This is a genomic window from Serratia liquefaciens (genome assembly GCF_027594825.1).
Taxonomy (GTDB): Bacteria; Pseudomonadota; Gammaproteobacteria; order Enterobacterales; family Enterobacteriaceae; genus Serratia; species Serratia liquefaciens_A.
On sequence record NZ_CP088930.1, the window covers coordinates 4,913,522 to 4,930,776 of the forward strand.

A 17,255-nucleotide genomic window follows, 5' to 3' on the forward strand; every position below is an offset into this window, starting at 1 on the left:
GTCATGTACCGATCCGTGTTTGCCTTACTGAGTGGCGCCATCTTTGGTCTTGGTCTGATCGTCGCCGGAATGGCCAATCCCGCCAAGGTGCTGGCCTTTCTCGATGTCACCGGCCACTGGGATCCGTCACTGGCCCTGGTGATGGTGGGAGCGATTGCGGTGGCGGCACCGGCGTTCTTTTGGGTTCGCCGCCGACCGCGTACCTTGCTGGGTGAAACAGTACAACTTCCGTCTTCCCGCCGCATCGACCGTCGCTTATTGGCCGGCAGCGCGTTGTTTGGCATCGGGTGGGGAATGGCGGGCATCTGTCCCGGCCCAGCCTGGGTACTGGCCGGTGCGGGCTCGTTAGCCGGCTGGCAGTTCGTTGCGGCAATGCTGGCGGGAATGGCGTTGTATGAAGTTATTCTGTTTTGGAGAAAATAATGCCGATAGCTAACGCGGTGTTGCGCATTGCGCGCCCGACCGACAGATTGCAGGAGATTGCGACCCTGTACTGCCAGGGCCTGGGCTTCGAACGGTTGGGTGAATTCCGCGATCATCAGGGTTTTGACGGCATAATGGTCGGGCACCCGCAGCGGGGTTATCACCTTGAGTTTACCCATCATCGGGGAGTGGCGGTGGGGCAGGCGCCGACGCAGGATCACTTGCTGGTGTTTTATTTACCGGATGAACAGGAGTGGGTTACAGGATGCCAGCGCATGCTGACCGCCGGTTTTCGGCGCGTTGCGGCATACAACCCTTATTGGGATGCCCATGGGCAGACGTTCGAGGATCCGGACGGTTACCGGGTGGTGCTGCAACAGCGGGCGTGGGGGGAATAAAAAAACCAGCGCACCGGGCGCTGGCTGAAAGGGTAAAGCGAAAAGGCTATCAGGCGTTGGTCGCCGGTTTCTGCGCGCTTTTACCTTGAGTATTTTCCATCATGCGACGGATAGGGACGATCAACAGGGTCAGCACCGCGGCACAAATCAGCAGCGCAATCGAGCAGCGTGCGAACAGGTTAGGCAGCATTTCCAGTTGGTCGGCCTTAACATGGCCGCCGATCAGGCCGGCAGCCAGGTTACCCAGCGCGCTGGCACAGAACCACAGGCCCATCATCTGACCGCGCATTCTTTCCGGGGCTAACAGGGTCATGGTCGCCAAGCCGATTGGGCTAAGGCAGAGTTCGCCCAGCGTCAGCATCAGGATACTGCCCACCAGCCACATCGGAGACACACCGGCACCGCCGTTGCTCAGAACGTTCTGCGCTGCCAGCATCATCAGGCCAAAGCCTGCCGCGGCGAACAGAATGCCGATAACGAACTTGGTGATGCTGCTCAGGCGTACCTTGTTACGTGCCAGGGCCGGCCATGCCCAGCTAAATACCGGTGCCAGCAGGATAATAAACAGGGCGTTGATTGACTGGAACCAAACCGCCGGGATCTCGAAATCGCCGATCATACGGTTGGTGTAGTCGTTGGCGAACAGGTTGAACGAGGTTGGTTTCTGTTCGAACGCGGACCAGAAGAAGGCGGCCGACACCAGCAGGATAAAGCAGACCAGCAGGCGGGCACGCTCTTTGCGGCTCAGGCCGGCAAACACGAACAGATAAATGAAGTACAGGGTCACCGAGGCGGCAATCACGTAAACCAGCATGCTGGCCACCGCTACCGGGTTAATCACGATGATGCCTTGGGCAATCAGGGTGATAATCACCGCCACGCCGACGGCTAACGCCAGCAGCCAGCGCCCGACACCGTTTTTCTTGGCGACCGGGTTATTCCAGGTGGAGTCCAGGCCGACTTCGCTGTCATAGCGTTTCATCGCCGGAACCGCAAAGACGCGGAAGATCACCAGCGCCACCAACATCCCGATCCCACCGATGCCGAAACCCCAATGCCAGCCGTGGGAACGGATCAACCAACCGGAGATCAGCGGGGCGATGAACGAGCCCATGTTGATACCCATATAAAACAGCGAGAAGCCACCGTCGCGGCGGTTGTCGCCTTTCTTATACAGCGTACCGACCATCACCGAGATACAGGTTTTGAACAGGCCGGACCCGAGTACGATAAACATCAGGCCGATAAAGAACAGGTTGTTGCCCATGATGGCGGACAGTGCGATCGACAGGTGGCCGAGCGCGATCAGAATCGAGCCGTACCACACCGCTTTTTGCTGGCCAAGCCAGTTATCCGCCAACCAGCCGCCCGGCAGGGCAGCCAGGTACATGCTGCCGGCGAAAATGCCGACAATCGCGGAGGCGTTTTCACGTGCCAATCCCATACCGCCGTCGTACACCGTAGCGGCCATAAACAGGATCAGTAATGGGCGAATGCCGTAAAACGAGAACCGCTCCCACATTTCGGTAAAGAACAGGGATCCGAGCGGATAAGGATGGCCGAAGAAGGTCCGGCTTTCTTGTTTATTAACAGAGGATTGCATAACGTCTTCCCAATAAAATGCGCCGCAATGATGCAGCTTATACTGTGGTATGTATGTGTATTTAAGGAAGGTGATCCACCCAATGTGGATTACCCGACAAAACCGTTGCCGCAGCGCCCGTTAACCGTGGAAAGCGCGTTAGCCTTTTTTCACTTGGCCAATGATTTACAACTGGCGTGATATTATTTAACCATTTGATAACTGGATGATGGTTTTGTCTAGTCCCTGTATCCCATTTTTTAGATGAAAAGTCGACAAACATCTCCTTTCCTGGTTTTTATGTTGGTTGGAGAGGGAATGTTATTGACAGGCGATTTATTGCGCTAAAAGTTGTTTATTTGTTTAAAAACAAATAATTATATGATTGTTTTTCTTGTGGTGAGCGTGACGAGAGGAAGTGAGGGTATCAACACGAAAAGTAGGGTAAACAGGCCGTCGACCCTTTATGAGGACAGAACTGGTGATAAATGCGGCTATTGCTCCTCTTGCAGGGTGTCTTCTCGCATTCGCCTCGGGCGACGTTGCAAACACCACCAGGAGTAAATTGCGTTGAACAGCACCACCATCGCGGTCACGCAGAAGACGGCTCGGAAGCCGTAACTGGCGGAAACCGCCGCGCCCATCAGCGGGCCGCTGACGTTGCCTATATCCCGGAATGACTGGTTATAGCTGAAGATCCGGCCTGCCACCTGATTGGTACAGTTATAGATCAGCAACGTTTGCACCGCCGGCAACAGCGCGCCATCGGCGGCACCAAGCAGGAAGCGCAACACGCCGAGCTGCCATGGGGATTGCACAAAGGCCATGGGGATCAGCAACAGCACCGACACGATCAGCATAAATACCAGAATGCGTTCCGGACCAATTCGGTCGCCCAGCTTGCCTAACCGCGGTGCGCTCATCAGCGCGGCGACGCCGGGGACTGAAGCGATAAGGCCGCTGACAAAGGCCAGGTTATGGATATTGCCGGCCAAATCGCGCACGTACAGCGTCAGAATCGGCGCAATGGAGCCTGTGGCAATTTGAATAATCATGGTGGTCACAAACAGGCTGAGGATCAGTTTGGGACTTTTCAGCGCCGCGAAAACCTGGCGAGCGTGCAGCATGTCTTTCTTCTGTACCGGGGTGAATTGCTCTTTGACGTACAGCAGCGTTAAAACAAAGCAGGCCAACAGTACGCCGGCGGTGATGTAGAACACTGGCCGTAAGCCGTACTGGTCGGCCAGCAAACCGCCGATCAACGGGCCAATCAATGCCCCGCTGACGCCGCCGGTGGACAGGGTGCCCAGCGCCCAACCGCTGCGGTTGCGCGGTACCTGGGTGGCAATCAGGGCATTGGCGTTGGGAATAAAACCGCCGAGCAGGCCCAACACTGCGCGCAACGCCAAAAACTGCCAGATATTCTGCGCCATGCCCATTAAAAGCATCACAATCGACATGCCTAGCGCCGATCGCAACAGCATCAGCTTGCGCCCGCGGCGATCGGCCAGACCGCCCCAGAATGGCGAAGCTATAGCCGAAAACAGGAAGGTGATGCTGAATACCAGCCCTGACCACATGTTCAGCGCTTCGTGGCCGGTAACGCCAAGGGTTTCCACATAGAGCGGCAGGAAGGGCATGATCAGGCTGAATGCGGCCCCGGTGAGAAAGCACCCCAGCCAGGTGACGAAAAGGTTACGTTTCCAGTTGATGGGTTCTGGTGCCGAAGCCATAAATTCCTGCTGCAAAAGGGGGAGCGCTTTGCGCGTGTGCACAGGCAATGGGGCAAAGCAAAAAAGTTAGCCTGATAAGTATGCGCTTAATTATAGGTGGCATCAATCGATGTGGCAGGGGATATTCTGAAAATGAAATAAAGTTTTAAAAATAGAATATAGACAGTATTCCGCGCTGTGCGCGCGGAAAAAAGCGTGTTTAAAGCCCGGCGAGCAGTTCAAAACCGCTGGAGGTGGTTGAGAGGGTCACGTCGGTGATCTCATAGTGAGCCACGGCGTTAAAGGGATCTTGCGCCACGATGGTCTCCAACTGTGAACGATCAATGCCTTTCACCAGGATCACTCCGCCGGTGCGCGGGTTTTTACGACCGGAGGCGATGAAGGTGCCGTCCTGGAAGTATTTTTTCAACCAGGCGATGTGCCTCTCAAGGTGGCTGTCGACTTCTTCTATCGGGCGGTGGTAGGTCAGGCTAACGATGTACATAACGGCTCCAGGATTAACGGTGAGGGCTTTACCATCCCACCGTTGCAGCCGTTTCTCAAGATCTGCGGCATAAAAAACTAACCCGCCAAACGGCGGGTCAGAAGTCAGTAGAGCGAAGGCTCGCCTTCCGGACGAGTCTTGAAGCGGCGGTGCAGCCACATGTATTGATCCGGTGCCATCAGGATCTCTTTCTCCACCACTTTGTTCATAAATGCGGCGGCTTCGAGCTCATTATCCAGCGGGAAGTTTTCCACCGCCGGCTGCATAATCAGCTCATACCCTTTAGCGTCCGGCAAGCGGCGTGGGGTAAAGGGAATAATGGCCGGTTTGCCCATTCGCACCAGCACGTAGCTGCCGGTGGTGGTGGCGGCTTTCTCTACGGCGAACAACGGGGCGAACACGCTGCTGCGCGGGCCGTAGTCGTGATCGGGGGCGTACCAGATGATGTCACCTTGTTTCAGCGCCCGGATCATGCCTTTCACGTCTTTGCGGTCCAGCATGGATTTGTTGGAGCGCATGCGGCCCCAGGTTTGCAGCCAGTCCATCAGCTTGTTGTCGTGCGGCCGATAAACGCCGATGCCCGGATTGTGAATGCCAAAGATGCGGGCACCCAGTTCGAGCGTCAGGAAATGCAGACCGATCAACAAAACGCCCTGATGGTTGTCTCGCGCTTTTTGAATGTGCTCCAGCCCGCTGACCTTGAACCACCGTTCGATACGCCAGTTCGGCCAAAACCACGCCATACCGGTTTCAAACAGCCCCATGCCGACAGATTCAAAATTCTGCACCACCAGCGCATCGCGTTCGGCCTGTGGCATATCCGGGAAACACAACACCAGGTTACGTTGGGCAATCGCCACGCGGCGCTTGAGAAAGCGCATGGAAAAGCGGCCAAGTCGCGTGCCAAGACGATAGATAATCGGGTAAGGCAGCAAGACCAATAAATAGAGCAAACCGATGCCGAACCAGGTAAGCCAGTAACGCGGATGCAGTAAAGAGCGATTAAAAGAGGGAACTTGAGTCATGTGTTCTCAGCTTAGAAGCAGTCATTTAATGATAATAACAGAGTGATAGTATGGCTTACATCCAGAAGAGGTTTGGCCGTCTATCCATTTTCTGCCGTTTATAACCGAGTATTGTGGCACTTTTATCGCACAACGTGAAAAAACACCGCATTAAAACATAATTTTTAGTGATGGATTGGGGATATTTGGCGATTAATTGGGCTAAAACGCCCTAAAGGCTAAGGTCGGTAAACCTGGAGTGCGTATAATTTCGCGCAACTATTTTAGGGGGAATCATGTTGGCTTCATGGTTGAGTGCGGGTTTATTGGTCACCGGAGCACTGTTGGGCAGCTTAGGCGCTCATCTGCAGTTTAATCCGTTGTTGTTGGTAGCGGGCATCGCCCTGTTGGCGGGGATGGTAATTTCCGGTTTTACCGAGTGCCGGGGCAGATGCTGAGCATCCACCCCAGAATCATCAGTCGTTTTTAAACAAGCCCTTCAATACGTGCGGCTCAGAACGCCAGTATTGCGGTGGCGCGCTGACCTTCTCGCCCAGTTTGGCGGCGGCGTGCCATGGCCAACGTGGGTTGTAAAGGATACCGCGCGCCAGTGCCACCATATCCGCTTGCCCGGTGGCGACAATCGCTTCCGCCTGTTCCGGCTCGGTGATTAACCCCACGGCAATGGTTGGCAGCCCGCTTTCGCGCTTGATGGTCTCGGCGAACGGTACCTGGTAATTTGGCCCCACCGGAATTTTCTGCAATGGCGAAAGGCCACCGCTGGAAACATGGATGTAGTCGCAACCCAGCTCCTTCAGCGCTTTTGCCAAGGCTACCGACTGCTGTTCATCCCAGCCCCCTTCGACCCAGTCACTGGCGGAAATACGTACGCCAAGCGCTTTATGAGCCGGAAACACGGCGCGCACCTCATTATAAATTTCCAGCAGCAGGCGCATGCGGTTTTGCAACGAGCCGCCATACCGATCGTTGCGATGGTTGGACAGCGGTGACAGGAACTGGTGCAACAGGTAGCCGTGCGCACCGTGCAGCTCAATCAGTTCAAAACCCAGTCGGTCGGCGCGTTTTGCGGCAGTAACAAACTGCGCTTTCAATTGCTCGATTTGCTCAAGGCTCATCGCCGCAGGATTGGCGTCAGCCGGTGCGAAGGGGATGTCGGAGGCCGACAGCGTCTGCCAGCCGCCGTCGGCCCTGTTCAACTGGCCCCCTCCGGCCCAGGGAACGGCACAGGATGCTTTGCGCCCGGCGTGGCCGAGCTGAATGCCCAGTGGCAGGGTAGCGTGTTTTTTTACCGCCTGTACCACTTCGGCCAGCGCCTGTTCCGTTGCGTCGTCCCACAGCCCAAGATCGCTGGGGGTGATGCGCCCTTCAGGGGCGACCGACGTGGCCTCGACAATCAACAGGCCTGCGCCGGACAATGCCAAATGGCCGAGATGCACAGTATGCCATTCGGTGGCCTTGCCGTTATCGGCGGAGTATTGGCACATCGGTGCGATCACTATACGGTTGGGCAAACTCAGTTTCCCCAGCGTAATCGGGGTAAATAGCTGACTCATGACGTCCTCCTGGTCCGTGGTAAATTGGCGATAAGCCCCCCTTAAGGCTTATCGGGATTTGTGAACAGCGTCAAGTTTCCTGCGTTGGGTATCCCCAGCGCGTTAATGCTGTTTTGAGCCCCATTTTCGGGTATTATGTGCGCCGCGCGTGGGCCTGCGGCCGGCGCGCATCCAAATCAGTCACCTCCGAAAGACAGGAAAGTACACCATGCCAGTGTTACATAACCGAATTTCTAACGAGGAACTGAAGGCGCGCATGCTGGCGGAAACCGAGCCGCGCACCACAGTTTCTTTTTATAAATACTTCACCCTCGACGATCCCAAAGCGTTTCGCGACAGCCTCTACGTCCAGTTCGACCAACTGAAGGTGTTTGGCCGCATTTACGTGGCGAAAGAGGGCATCAATGCGCAAATCAGCGTACCGCAGAACAAGTTCGAGGCGTTTAAAACCGCGTTGTTTGCCTCGCATCCGGCGCTGGATCAGGTGCGTCTGAATATCGCACTGGAAGACGACGGCAAATCCTTCTGGGTGCTGCGCCTGAAAGTGCGCGATCGCATCGTCGCCGATGGCATCGATGATGAAAGCTTCAATCCAGCGAATGTCGGTGAGTATTTACAGGCCGATCGCGTAAACCAGATGATTGACGATCCGAATACGCTGTTTGTCGATATGCGTAACCACTACGAATATGAAGTCGGCCACTTCGAAAACGCCATTGAAGTGCCTTCAGATACCTTCCGCGACCAGTTGCCGATGGCGGTCGAGATGCTGCAAGACAATAAAGACAAAAATATTGTTATGTATTGCACCGGCGGTATCCGCTGTGAAAAAGCCAGCGCTTACATGCTGCATAACGGCTTCAAAAACGTTTATCACGTGGAAGGCGGCATTATCGAGTACGCGCGCAAGGCGAAAGAGCAGGGGCTACCGCTGAAGTTCGTCGGTAAAAACTTTGTGTTCGACGAGCGTATGGGCGAGCGGATTTCTGACGATGTTATCGCGAACTGCCACCAGTGTGGCGCGCCCTGCGATACCCATACCAACTGCAAGAATGACGGCTGTCACCTGCTGTTTATTCAGTGCCCGAGCTGCGCCGCCAAATTTGAAGGTTGCTGCAGCGAGATCTGCCGCGAAGAGCTGAAGCTGCCGCGTGAAGAGCAGCGTGCACGCCGCGCCGGCCGTGAGAATGGCATCAAGATTTTCAATAAGTCGAAAGGGTTATTGCAGACCACGATGTATATTCCGGAACCGGAAGAGGATAAAGGCCCAGCCAACTGAGCCTGAACAGAAGCGCGGCAGCTTTGCCGCGCTTTTGCATTACTTCGCGCGAACGCCTTCCACGGAAATAATCAGCTCTACGTCCTGAGACGCCGGGCCGAGATCGGTGGTGATGCCGAAGTCTTTCAGCTTGATTTTACCGTTAGCTTCGAAGCCGGCACGGTAACCGCCCCAAGGGTCATTGCCTTGACCGATCAGTTTGGCGTCCAGCGTTACCGGCTTGGTCACGCCGTTCAGCGTCAGGTTACCGACAACCGCATAGCCTTCACCGTTCTTTTTCACTTCGGTAGATTCAAACTTGGCCTGCTTGTTCTTCTCCACGTTCAGGAATTCTGCGCTGCGCAGGTGTTTGTCGCGCTCAGCATGGTTGGTGTCGACGCTGGCGGTGTTGATGGTGACGCTAACCTTGTCCTTGGACGGATCTTTTTCGTCGAAGGTGAAGCCGCCGTCAAAGTCTTTGAAGGTGCCGTACAGCCAGCTGTAGCCCAGGTGCTGGATGCGGAATTCGATAAAGGCGTGCTGGCCCTGTTTGTCAATTTTGTAGTCGGCAGCCAGCGCGGAACCGGCGCTCAGCAGCAGTGCACCTGCGGTCAAGCCCAGTACGGTTTTCTTCAACATAGCAATCTCCATAAATCCAAAGGTTAATCGGCGCTGCTACCCAGCATCCGTTTCAAAGTAACATCACGATCAACGAAGTGATGTTTAAGCGCAGCCAGAGCGTGCAGTACTGACAGCACCACGACGACCCAGGCCAGGTAAAGGTGGATGGTACCCGCGGTGTCGGCCTGCTCCGCCATGCCTGTGACGGTTGCGGGGATATCGAACCAGCCGAATACGCTGATTGGCTGACCGTCGGCGGTGGAAATCAGGTAGCCGCTGATCAGGATACTGAACAGCACCACATACAGCGCCAGATGGGCCAGAATGGCACTCACACGGGTAAAGCGACCGTAGCTGGCCAGCGGTTTGGGCGGCGGCGAAACAAAACGCCAGATCACCCGGACCACCATGACGATGAACAGCAGCGTACCGATGCTTTTATGAATTTCCGGCGCCTGGTGATACCAGACATCGTAATAACCCAATGTGACCATCCACAGGCCCAGGGCGAACATGCCGTACACCGTCAGCGCAACCAACCAGTGGATCAACACTGAGATATGACCAAAGCGATTGGCGGTATTTTTCCAAAGCATGGTGTTTCCTTACTTTCCACATTTTCTGGCTGCAATAATTAAACTTTAAGAAACATAAAATCAATAATAAATTTAACTATGTTACTTCTTTAAAATATTAATCAGTGAATTTGGCCGAGATTGCGTCAGGTTAATCAGTGAAATCGTTGAAGTGAATACTTTTTCTTGCATATGTGTATTTTGTTATTAATTGAAAAATAATGATTTTATTTATTATTGTCAGCTTTTGTCATTTTACGTAAATAGCGCGAGTTGTTGTGGCGAATAAATCGCTAGTCAAGGTTGTCGATTATTTCCAGTCAATGTTCGGCAAAAAGGGATTTTATCCGTGCCACAATACCCCTGCGGCATGACATCAGAGTTTGCTAACATAAGTCATCATCGGATGACCCTCTGGGTCAGCGCAATTAACACAAAGGAAATGTCATGGGTCGAACCCTGTTGACCGATCGAAGCCTGCGTTTGGCCATTATGCTGGCGATGTTGGTGATTATCCTCGCCGGCGTCAAAGCGGCTGCGGAAGTCGTGGTGCCATTCTTGCTGGCGGTGTTTCTCTCTATGGTATTGAACCCGTTGGTGGTGCAGTTGGAACGCTGGCGGATACCGCGCGTGCTCGGTGTGACTTTACTGGTGGTGCTGGTCGTGGTGGCGTTGATGTTGTTTATCGGCATATTGGGCGCCTCGCTTAACGAATTTGCCCGTTCGCTCCCCCAGTACCGCGGCATGATGATGGAAAAATTGAGTGAGCTGCAGCATTACGCCGATCGCCTCAACATCACCATCTCCCCCGAAGCGATGCTGCAGTATGTTGACCCCAGCTCGGCGATTAATTTGATCACCCGCCTGTTAAGCCGTTTCTCGGGCGCCATGACCAATATTTTTCTGCTGCTGATGACCGTGGTATTTATGCTGTTTGAAGTGCAGCTGTTGCCTTACAAACTGCAGCAGGCACTGGATAAACCCAGCGAAGGCATCGCCAATATTCGGCGTGCGTTGGACGGCGTCACTCGTTATCTGGTGATCAAAACGGCGATCAGCCTGGCAACCGGCGTTATCGTCTGGGGATTTTTAGCTGCGGTCGACGTGCGCTTTGCTTTTATTTGGGGGCTGCTGGCGTTTTTGCTGAATTATATTCCCAACATCGGCTCGGTGATCGCTGCGGTTCCTCCCCTGATCCAGGCGCTGTTGTTTAACGGCTTCGGTGATGCGCTGGTGGTGGCCGCAGGCTTTATCGCCATCAATCTGGTGATTGGCAACATGCTGGAGCCGCGTGTCATGGGGCGGGGACTTGGGTTATCGACGCTGGTGGTCTTCCTGTCGTTGATCTTCTGGGGCTGGCTGATGGGGCCGGTGGGGATGCTACTGTCGGTGCCGCTGACCATTATTACCCGCATTGCCCTGGAGACCACCGAAGGGGGGCATAAATTGGCGGTTATTCTCGGCGATGGTCAGCCAGGCAAACCGGTTACTCCGGAGTAAAGAAGATTTTCCCCTGAGTTTTGCTGTCGGCGGCGTGTTGCAGCGCCTGTTTATATTGCCGCAACGGATAAATAGCCGCCGGACTTTGCAACACCAACTGGCCGCGTCTCATCAGATGGAACAGCTGTTGGAATGCGGCCTGCCACTGCACCGGCGTTGCCTGAGCATTCCATTTACGCAGGTGAAACAAAGAGGTTCGAAGCCTGAGTTGGCGAGCAAGATACTGCCAGTCCACCTGCCGGTTGCCGAGCAACCCCAGGGCGACAAAATCACCGGCCACGCTGACCGAAAGTGCCAGATGCAAGCCGTCTTCACCGCCGACGCAGTCGATAGCGGCACGCGCCGCATGGCCCGTGAGCTGTTGCAGCCGGTATTGTTGCAGTAATTGTCCTTCCACAACCCGCCAGGCACCGGCATTCAACAGCGCCTGGCGATGGGCGGCATTACGTACTACAACCACCAACCTGATACCGCGCAAAACCGCCAACTGACAAAACAGCAGGCTGATCGCCGAACCGCCGCCGTTAATCATCAGGATGTCCCCCGCGTTTAGCGGCAGCCATTGTGTCAGCAAGACCCAGCAGGTCAGCGGATTAATGTAGATTTGCGCCGCACTGGCGTCGTCGATGTCGTCCGGTACCCAAATGGTTTTGGCGCTATCGATCGTGACAAAGCTTTGCCAACTGCCATCGCCCATGACTGTCAGCACGCGCCTGTCGGTAGGTTGACCGCGAGGATCAATCGCGACCCCAACCCCTTCGTAGCCAGGAACCTGAGGCAGGAGAGTACGGTGCGCATACTGGCCATAGATTGGGATCAAATCCGATGGATTTATCGGTGCGTAGCGCATCTGCAGTAGCAGTTGATCGGGCTGCAGCGCTGGAATGACGGCGTCTTCCAGGGCAATCACCTGTTCCGGCGAACCGAATCGGCTAAAGCGCAAACGGGAAAAAGTCTGCGGCATGGGGTTAAGGCATAAAGAAGAAATAGACGTCCAGCGCCAACAGCACCAGCCACAGGCAGATATACAGCACCAGATGTTCGCGGACGTTGTTGACGATCGCCGACAGTATTTTGTTTAGCATTCTCAGCAGCCAAAAGATAAGGACTGGCAGATTATAGTATTTTTGCTGCCAGCGTTAATACTGCCGAGAAGGCAAAGTCGGGTCTCGGGGGGATCTTGGTGTGAAAACGGCCTGCTTTGCAGCAGGCTTCGGTTATACCGCCATCAACGAAGGTGACATAGCGCTGACGGGAACGCTCGGCGGATAAAAATAGCGCAGCACGTTATACAGCGAATAAAATTCGAGCCGATTACGGGCGTTGATTTTCTCTGTGATGTGGCGCTTGTGCACATAAACGGTGTGCGAGCTGATTTGCAGCTTTTTTGCGATACGGTAATTGGGCATTTCCGCCATCCAGTGTTTCATCACCGTCAGCTCCTGCGGGCTGAACAGAGAGTGCTCCACGCTGCAATCCATCAGTGAGACCGGCTTTTCACGCATCATGCGCAGGGTTACGGGTAATGTGGCTTTGTTGAACAGGAAAGCGTGGTCAGCGATGCGCATCGGCGTTTCGCTGTAAGGGTACGGCGTGTCCAGATAAATAAACAGCAGTGCGGATGGGGTGGCCTCGATAAAAGCCTGCAGTTGAGCATCATCCTCACTGTAACGACAGTGTTTGGTCAGGTTGACCAGGATATGGCTTGGGCGGTAGTGATCCAGTAGCGGAGTGGCTTGTTCCAGGCTGTGGCAACATTTTACCTGGCTGAAAACATTGTCCGTAAAATAGTTATCGATACCGACCCGGGTGAAGCAGCATTCGTCCACGACAAGCAGTTTCATGGTGACGTCCTTGTTGAGCGAGAAATTACCAGGGGCATATCAGCTGTAAAATAGAACTTACACCACGGGGGATCAATTCGGAAATCCGGATACTTGCGCCAGAAATTTCCGTTGAAATATTATTCCCAATATATTTCAAATTGATACGCTGAATTCAGCGTGTAACTGCGGGACATAACCGCCTCCAGGCGTGTTGGCGGAGGCGATTATGTCCATGGAGGAGGGTTATTTGAAGCGTTTGAGCGTAAAGGCAGAGATATCTACCGGTAAGGTTTTATCCTCGGCAAACAGGGCGGCGATCTCGCCCAGCACGCTGGCAAACTTGAAACCATGCCCGCTCAGGCCGCTGATGACCATCAAGCGATCGCAGTCCGGCAGGGTATCAATAATGAAATCTTCATCTGGACTCATATCATAGCTGCATGCTTCACCGTGTAAACATACCCCTACACCCGGCAAAAATTGGCGTAAAAAGTGAAACACCTCGGTTCCGTCACTGGTGAAACTGCCAAAAGGCTTGCGTTGATCCGGCGTTTCCATCGGTTGCCCGCCATCGTGCTTGCCGATTTTCAGCCCGTCGTTATCGGCAGGGAAGCCGTAATAATGGCTGCCGTCCTGGGCTTCGGCGGTGAACGCCGGGAAACGGTTGTTGATGCTGTAGCGGCCATCGGCCTGATGCCAGGAAAATACTTTGCGCAGCGGCGAAATCGGCAATTGCGGCAGCAAAGCTTTGACCCAGGTACCGGTGGTGACCACGGCCTTGCGGCCTTGAAAACGACCTTCGGAGGTGACCACTTCGACACCCCCCTCGACAGGTTGCACCCCCGTTACCGGGCAATTGAACAGTTGGCTGCAACCGGCTTCTTTGGCAAGTTTGATCAGGCTGGCGACCGCCTTTTCAGAACGCAGGAACCCGGCGTCAGGTTCAAACACGCCAACGTAACCTTCCGGAGCATTGAATTCCGGCCAGCGTTGGTTAATCTGTTCTGCGCTCAGATTTTGTGTATTAAGACGGAATTTCTTCGTGCTGTTTTGCGCATTGCGGATGAATTCAGACTGCTCCGGTCCCATATTCAGCACGCCGCAGTCCTGAAACAGCTCTTCGCCGGTTTGTTTTATCAACGCATTCCATAAGGCCTGGGCGCGGAGAATGAGCGGGACATATTTTTCGCCTTCGCCATAGGCATGGCGGATGATGCGGGTATCACCGTGGTGGCTGCCGTTACGGTGTGGGGGCATGGCGCTGTCTATCATTAACACTTTCAAGCCGGCCCGGGTCGCATAGTAGCCTGCCGCTGCACCTACCGAACCGCTGCCCACAACAATTAAGTCATATTCCACGTGCCGTAACCTCTCTGTTATACGTTTCTTATTTCGTTATGATAAAAGGTTGAGCGCCGCAATGCACCCGTTGCGCTGCCCGTGGGCAAAGAAAAAGGCGCCAGAGAAAATCGCTGGCGCCTTAGGTTTTTTGGTGCGGTGAATTAGTGTTTTCTACGATCAAGGTCCTGGTAATCCGTTGCTTCAATCTTGGCGATGCCGGCTTCTAAGATATTGATTAATTGACGTGCGACATCTGTGGTTAGCCAAAGCGTTCTGTCTACTTGGGCGTCTTCGGGCGTCTGGTCTAGTGAAGACAGGTAATGAAGGCGTATCATCATGGCGTCATAAGCGTCGACAGTACTGATATCCCAACCAACAAGCGGGTGCGTCTGAATTACTTCATCATTTCTGTCCATAAAGACCCCTTATTGAGTAGTAACTACCGTGAGTGACTAACGAGGATCAATGCGGCCCATCATCATGTGAGCCATTACAGTATACGCATCTGGTATCACTGGTGGAGCTTTTCCCTGCTTATTTTTTAAAATAAATATTTATATTGGACGATTATTCTGCAGCGTGACTTGCCAATGCGTACCGGACGGGTATCTCGTCGTCATTCAACTTCAGAAGGGGGTGGGGCGGCGTGCAGCCGTTTTTCCAGCTCGGTGGCCAAATGGGCAAAGTGCTTTTGCGTTTCGGCGTCACGATTTTGATTCTGCGATTCCAGCTTCAGGCTGTGAATCAATAGCTGATTGGCTTTGTCATCCAAACCAAAGGCCAGGTAGGAAAATGCCACTTCAAGTACGCTCAGGCGTCGTTTTTGATCGGCAATCAGCGCCAGCAGTTCGCCAAAGGTCATCGCTTCTTCGGTTTTAACCTTGTCCGGGGCCATGTCAAAGATCTCCTGTTAAAGCATTCAGTACAGACCAGATAAGGCTTTTCTTCCAGCAGAAATTTAAGCGCGGTGCCGGGCTTCAGATACAAAAAAGCCGGAGAGCGACCCCCGGCAAAAACTACCTTGCAGTATTATTCTGCGCTAAACCAATCGTCGGCGCTCTCCCAGGTTTCCTGGAGAATCTCCTCGATCAGGTCTTTATCTGTTTTCAGGCCGCCCAGTACTGAAAGCCCGTTAGAACCGGCATAACGCACCTGAACCACGGCATCTGGAAATTGGCGGTTTACCCGTTTACCCAGCTCGCCAGTCAGCGCTTCAATGGCGCCTGCCGGTAGCGGTTTGGTTTTATCTATAGTGACTTCAACACGCATAATTGCCCCCGAAGCGATTTACTGGATATTTATACAGTTAACCGTGTGCGGGAGCAATAGGCTGCGTTAAAAAAGAAGATTATGCTTTCACTGACCACTTCAACGTCTCTCCGGCCAGGAAAGGCACCACCGTTTCGCTGCCCATGGCGATCTCTTCCGCCTGAGTGGTTGGCACGCGCTGCAGTTCGATGAAATCGGTATTGACCGGCAAACCATAAAAGCCTGGCCCGTTGAGGGAACAGAAAGCTTCCAGGTGCTCTAGTGCGCCCAGTTCCTCGAACACGCTGGCATAGGCCGGAATAGCGTTAGGCGCATTGAATACGCCAGCGCAGCCGCAGCTCGATTCCTTACGGTGTTTGGCATGAGGGGCGGAGTCGGTACCGAGGAAGAAACGATCCGAACCGCTGGCAACGGCTTTGCGCAGCGCATCCTGGTGAATATTACGCTTGAGGATCGGCAGGCAGAACAGGTGCGGACGAATGCCACCCACCAGCATGTGGTTGCGGTTAAACATCAGATGCTGCGGGGTGATTGTCGCGCCAAGGAATCGATTGCCTTCTTGCACGTACTGCGCCGCTTCTTTGGTGGTGATGTGCTCGAAGACAATTTTCAACTCCGGGAACTGGCGACGAATGGGCTCCATAACCTGATCAATAAAGCGAGCCTCGCGATCGAAAATATCGACGGCGGCATCGGTCACCTCACCGTGAATCAGCAGCGGCATGCCGATTTTTTGCATTTGCTCAAACAGCGGGTAAATGGCCTTCACATCGCTGACGCCATGGCTGGAGTTGGTCGTGGCATTGGCAGGATAGAGCTTGGCCGCAGTGAAAACGCCTTGCTCAAACCCATTAACCAGTTCTGCAGCGGCCAGTGAATTGGTCAGGTAGCAGGTCATCAGCGGGGTAAAGTTGTGCCCCTGAGGGACTGCTGCCAGAATGCGATCGCGATACGCTCGGGCGGCTTCTACGGTAGTAATTGGCGGAGCCAGGTTCGGCATCACAATCGCCCGGCCGAACACCTGACTGGTATAGGGCAAAACCGTTTTCAGCATATCATCGTCACGCAGATGAATATGCCAGTCGTCAGGGCGGCGGATTTTCAGGGCTTGAGGCTGTGCGGTCATGGTACAAGGCTCCGGCGGTTAGATACGGGTCTGAGTAAAAGCGAATAATGGGGGCTTATTCACGCCGGGGTACAAGGATAAGCGGAAAGCGCCCGCGATGCATCTGTTTGTTCACGGCAAGTTGAAATCAATGGGTTATCGGGTGCATAGTGGCAGGGATTTTAATGATCCCCGCGTCATCACTGTCGGGTTATCAACAATCACATTGGAATGGGAGAATAAAATGGAAGTGCGAGTTATTGCCACCCTGCAGGCTAAACCTGAGTTTGTTTCGGCCGTCAGCGATGCGGTGCATGAGATTATCGATCCAAGCCGTCAGGAACTGGGCAATCTGCAATATGATCTGCACCGCGACCTCGAAAAACCAGGCACCTTCGTGTTCTTTGAACGCTGGGCAAGCGCTGAGGCGCTGGAAAAACACAACGCTACCGAGCATTTTAAGCAGTTTGTTGCCAACATTGACGGCAAGCTGGATTTGCTGGATATCAAGCAATTGAAGAAAATTGCCTGAATTTATTTTTGGGCAATAAAAAACCCGCCG

21 protein-coding genes are annotated in these 17,255 nt (G+C 54.0%); 6 read left to right on the top strand and 15 right to left on the bottom strand.

The window, feature by feature from the left end:
- The first annotated feature begins 3 nt into the window (after nucleotides 1-3).
- Both LQ945_RS22665 and LQ945_RS22670 read left to right on the top strand, forming a co-directional pair.
- Nucleotides 4-423 (top strand): YeeE/YedE family protein, encoded by a 420-nt coding sequence (locus LQ945_RS22665; RefSeq protein ID WP_182825176.1) that lies wholly within the window; start codon nucleotides 4-6, stop codon nucleotides 421-423.
- Complete coding sequence (locus LQ945_RS22670; protein WP_269933825.1) at nucleotides 423-821, top strand: VOC family protein; 399 nt, start codon at nucleotides 423-425, stop codon at nucleotides 819-821. The genes LQ945_RS22665 and LQ945_RS22670 overlap by 1 nt, the downstream gene beginning before the upstream one ends.
- 49 nt (nucleotides 822-870) lie before the next feature.
- Here LQ945_RS22670 and LQ945_RS22675 read toward each other — a convergent pair whose 3' ends face one another.
- The 4 genes from LQ945_RS22675 to LQ945_RS22690 form a co-directional block, all read right to left on the bottom strand.
- Entirely contained in the window at nucleotides 871-2,424 is a 1,554-nt protein-coding gene (locus LQ945_RS22675; protein ID WP_044549764.1) for a peptide MFS transporter, read from the bottom strand.
- 473 nt (nucleotides 2,425-2,897) lie between these two features.
- A complete protein-coding gene (gene mdtG, locus LQ945_RS22680; protein WP_262241161.1) occupies nucleotides 2,898-4,136 on the bottom strand; it encodes a multidrug efflux MFS transporter MdtG in 1,239 nt (412 codons plus the stop codon).
- Nucleotides 4,137-4,335: 199 nt separating this feature from the next.
- Nucleotides 4,336-4,620 carry a YciI family protein gene (locus LQ945_RS22685; RefSeq protein WP_270101783.1) on the bottom strand — a complete coding sequence of 95 codons (285 nt, stop codon included), beginning with the start codon at nucleotides 4,618-4,620 and terminating at the stop codon, nucleotides 4,336-4,338.
- A 104-nt stretch (nucleotides 4,621-4,724) separates the two neighbouring features.
- Nucleotides 4,725-5,645, bottom strand: coding sequence for a Kdo(2)-lipid IV(A) acyltransferase (locus LQ945_RS22690; RefSeq protein ID WP_044549768.1), 921 nt, complete (start codon nucleotides 5,643-5,645; stop codon nucleotides 4,725-4,727).
- 275 nt (nucleotides 5,646-5,920) lie between these two features.
- On the opposite strand from LQ945_RS22690, the gene LQ945_RS22695 reads away from it, so the two are divergent.
- Nucleotides 5,921-6,082 (top strand): histidine kinase, encoded by a 162-nt coding sequence (locus tag LQ945_RS22695; protein WP_071827010.1) that lies wholly within the window; start codon nucleotides 5,921-5,923, stop codon nucleotides 6,080-6,082.
- An 18-nt stretch (nucleotides 6,083-6,100) separates the two neighbouring features.
- Here LQ945_RS22695 and LQ945_RS22700 read toward each other — a convergent pair whose 3' ends face one another.
- On the bottom strand, nucleotides 6,101-7,198 hold the full coding sequence (locus tag LQ945_RS22700) for an NADH:flavin oxidoreductase/NADH oxidase (RefSeq protein ID WP_269933823.1): 1,098 nt from the start codon (nucleotides 7,196-7,198) through the stop codon (nucleotides 6,101-6,103).
- A 208-nt stretch (nucleotides 7,199-7,406) separates the two neighbouring features.
- Between LQ945_RS22700 and LQ945_RS22705 the strand changes: the two genes are divergently transcribed.
- Entirely contained in the window at nucleotides 7,407-8,477 is a 1,071-nt protein-coding gene (locus LQ945_RS22705) for a rhodanese-related sulfurtransferase (protein WP_270101784.1), read from the top strand.
- A 39-nt stretch (nucleotides 8,478-8,516) separates the two neighbouring features.
- Here the strand turns inward: LQ945_RS22705 and LQ945_RS22710 are convergent, their stop codons facing one another.
- Nucleotides 8,517-9,095 carry a YceI family protein gene (locus LQ945_RS22710; protein ID WP_020826320.1) on the bottom strand — a complete coding sequence of 193 codons (579 nt, stop codon included), beginning with the start codon at nucleotides 9,093-9,095 and terminating at the stop codon, nucleotides 8,517-8,519.
- A 23-nt stretch (nucleotides 9,096-9,118) separates the two neighbouring features.
- Nucleotides 9,119-9,673 carry a cytochrome b gene (locus tag LQ945_RS22715; protein ID WP_182825164.1) on the bottom strand — a complete coding sequence of 185 codons (555 nt, stop codon included), beginning with the start codon at nucleotides 9,671-9,673 and terminating at the stop codon, nucleotides 9,119-9,121.
- A gap of 426 nt (nucleotides 9,674-10,099) precedes the next feature.
- On the opposite strand from LQ945_RS22715, the gene LQ945_RS22720 reads away from it, so the two are divergent.
- A complete protein-coding gene (locus LQ945_RS22720; protein WP_270101785.1) occupies nucleotides 10,100-11,152 on the top strand; it encodes an AI-2E family transporter in 1,053 nt (350 codons plus the stop codon).
- Here LQ945_RS22720 and LQ945_RS22725 read toward each other — a convergent pair.
- From LQ945_RS22725 to pyrC, 8 genes are all read right to left on the bottom strand, one after another.
- Entirely contained in the window at nucleotides 11,139-12,116 is a 978-nt protein-coding gene (locus LQ945_RS22725; protein WP_270101786.1) for a zinc-dependent alcohol dehydrogenase family protein, read from the bottom strand. The two genes, LQ945_RS22720 and LQ945_RS22725, sit on opposite strands and share 14 nt — an antisense overlap.
- 4 nt (nucleotides 12,117-12,120) lie before the next feature.
- Complete coding sequence (locus LQ945_RS22730) at nucleotides 12,121-12,237, bottom strand: DUF2770 family protein (protein ID WP_012006315.1); 117 nt, start codon at nucleotides 12,235-12,237, stop codon at nucleotides 12,121-12,123.
- A 132-nt stretch (nucleotides 12,238-12,369) separates the two neighbouring features.
- Complete coding sequence (locus LQ945_RS22735; protein WP_020826324.1) at nucleotides 12,370-12,996, bottom strand: LuxR C-terminal-related transcriptional regulator; 627 nt, start codon at nucleotides 12,994-12,996, stop codon at nucleotides 12,370-12,372.
- A gap of 225 nt (nucleotides 12,997-13,221) precedes the next feature.
- The gene (gene solA, locus LQ945_RS22740) at nucleotides 13,222-14,337 is read right to left on the bottom strand and encodes an N-methyl-L-tryptophan oxidase (RefSeq protein ID WP_270101787.1); all 1,116 of its coding nucleotides are present in this window, start codon (nucleotides 14,335-14,337) and stop codon (nucleotides 13,222-13,224) included.
- A gap of 143 nt (nucleotides 14,338-14,480) precedes the next feature.
- On the bottom strand, nucleotides 14,481-14,735 hold the full coding sequence (gene bssS, locus LQ945_RS22745) for a biofilm formation regulator BssS (protein WP_044549787.1): 255 nt from the start codon (nucleotides 14,733-14,735) through the stop codon (nucleotides 14,481-14,483).
- Between the two features lie 200 nt (nucleotides 14,736-14,935).
- On the bottom strand, nucleotides 14,936-15,214 hold the full coding sequence (locus tag LQ945_RS22750) for a hypothetical protein (protein WP_044549789.1): 279 nt from the start codon (nucleotides 15,212-15,214) through the stop codon (nucleotides 14,936-14,938).
- A gap of 134 nt (nucleotides 15,215-15,348) precedes the next feature.
- The gene (gene dinI, locus LQ945_RS22755; protein ID WP_020826328.1) at nucleotides 15,349-15,588 is read right to left on the bottom strand and encodes a DNA damage-inducible protein I; all 240 of its coding nucleotides are present in this window, start codon (nucleotides 15,586-15,588) and stop codon (nucleotides 15,349-15,351) included.
- 79 nt (nucleotides 15,589-15,667) lie between these two features.
- Nucleotides 15,668-16,714 carry a dihydroorotase gene (pyrC, locus tag LQ945_RS22760; RefSeq protein ID WP_270101788.1) on the bottom strand — a complete coding sequence of 349 codons (1,047 nt, stop codon included), beginning with the start codon at nucleotides 16,712-16,714 and terminating at the stop codon, nucleotides 15,668-15,670.
- 223 nt (nucleotides 16,715-16,937) lie between these two features.
- On the opposite strand from pyrC, the gene LQ945_RS22765 reads away from it, so the two are divergent.
- A complete protein-coding gene (locus LQ945_RS22765) occupies nucleotides 16,938-17,225 on the top strand; it encodes a putative quinol monooxygenase (protein WP_262241220.1) in 288 nt (95 codons plus the stop codon).
- Nucleotides 17,226-17,255 lie beyond the last annotated feature (30 nt).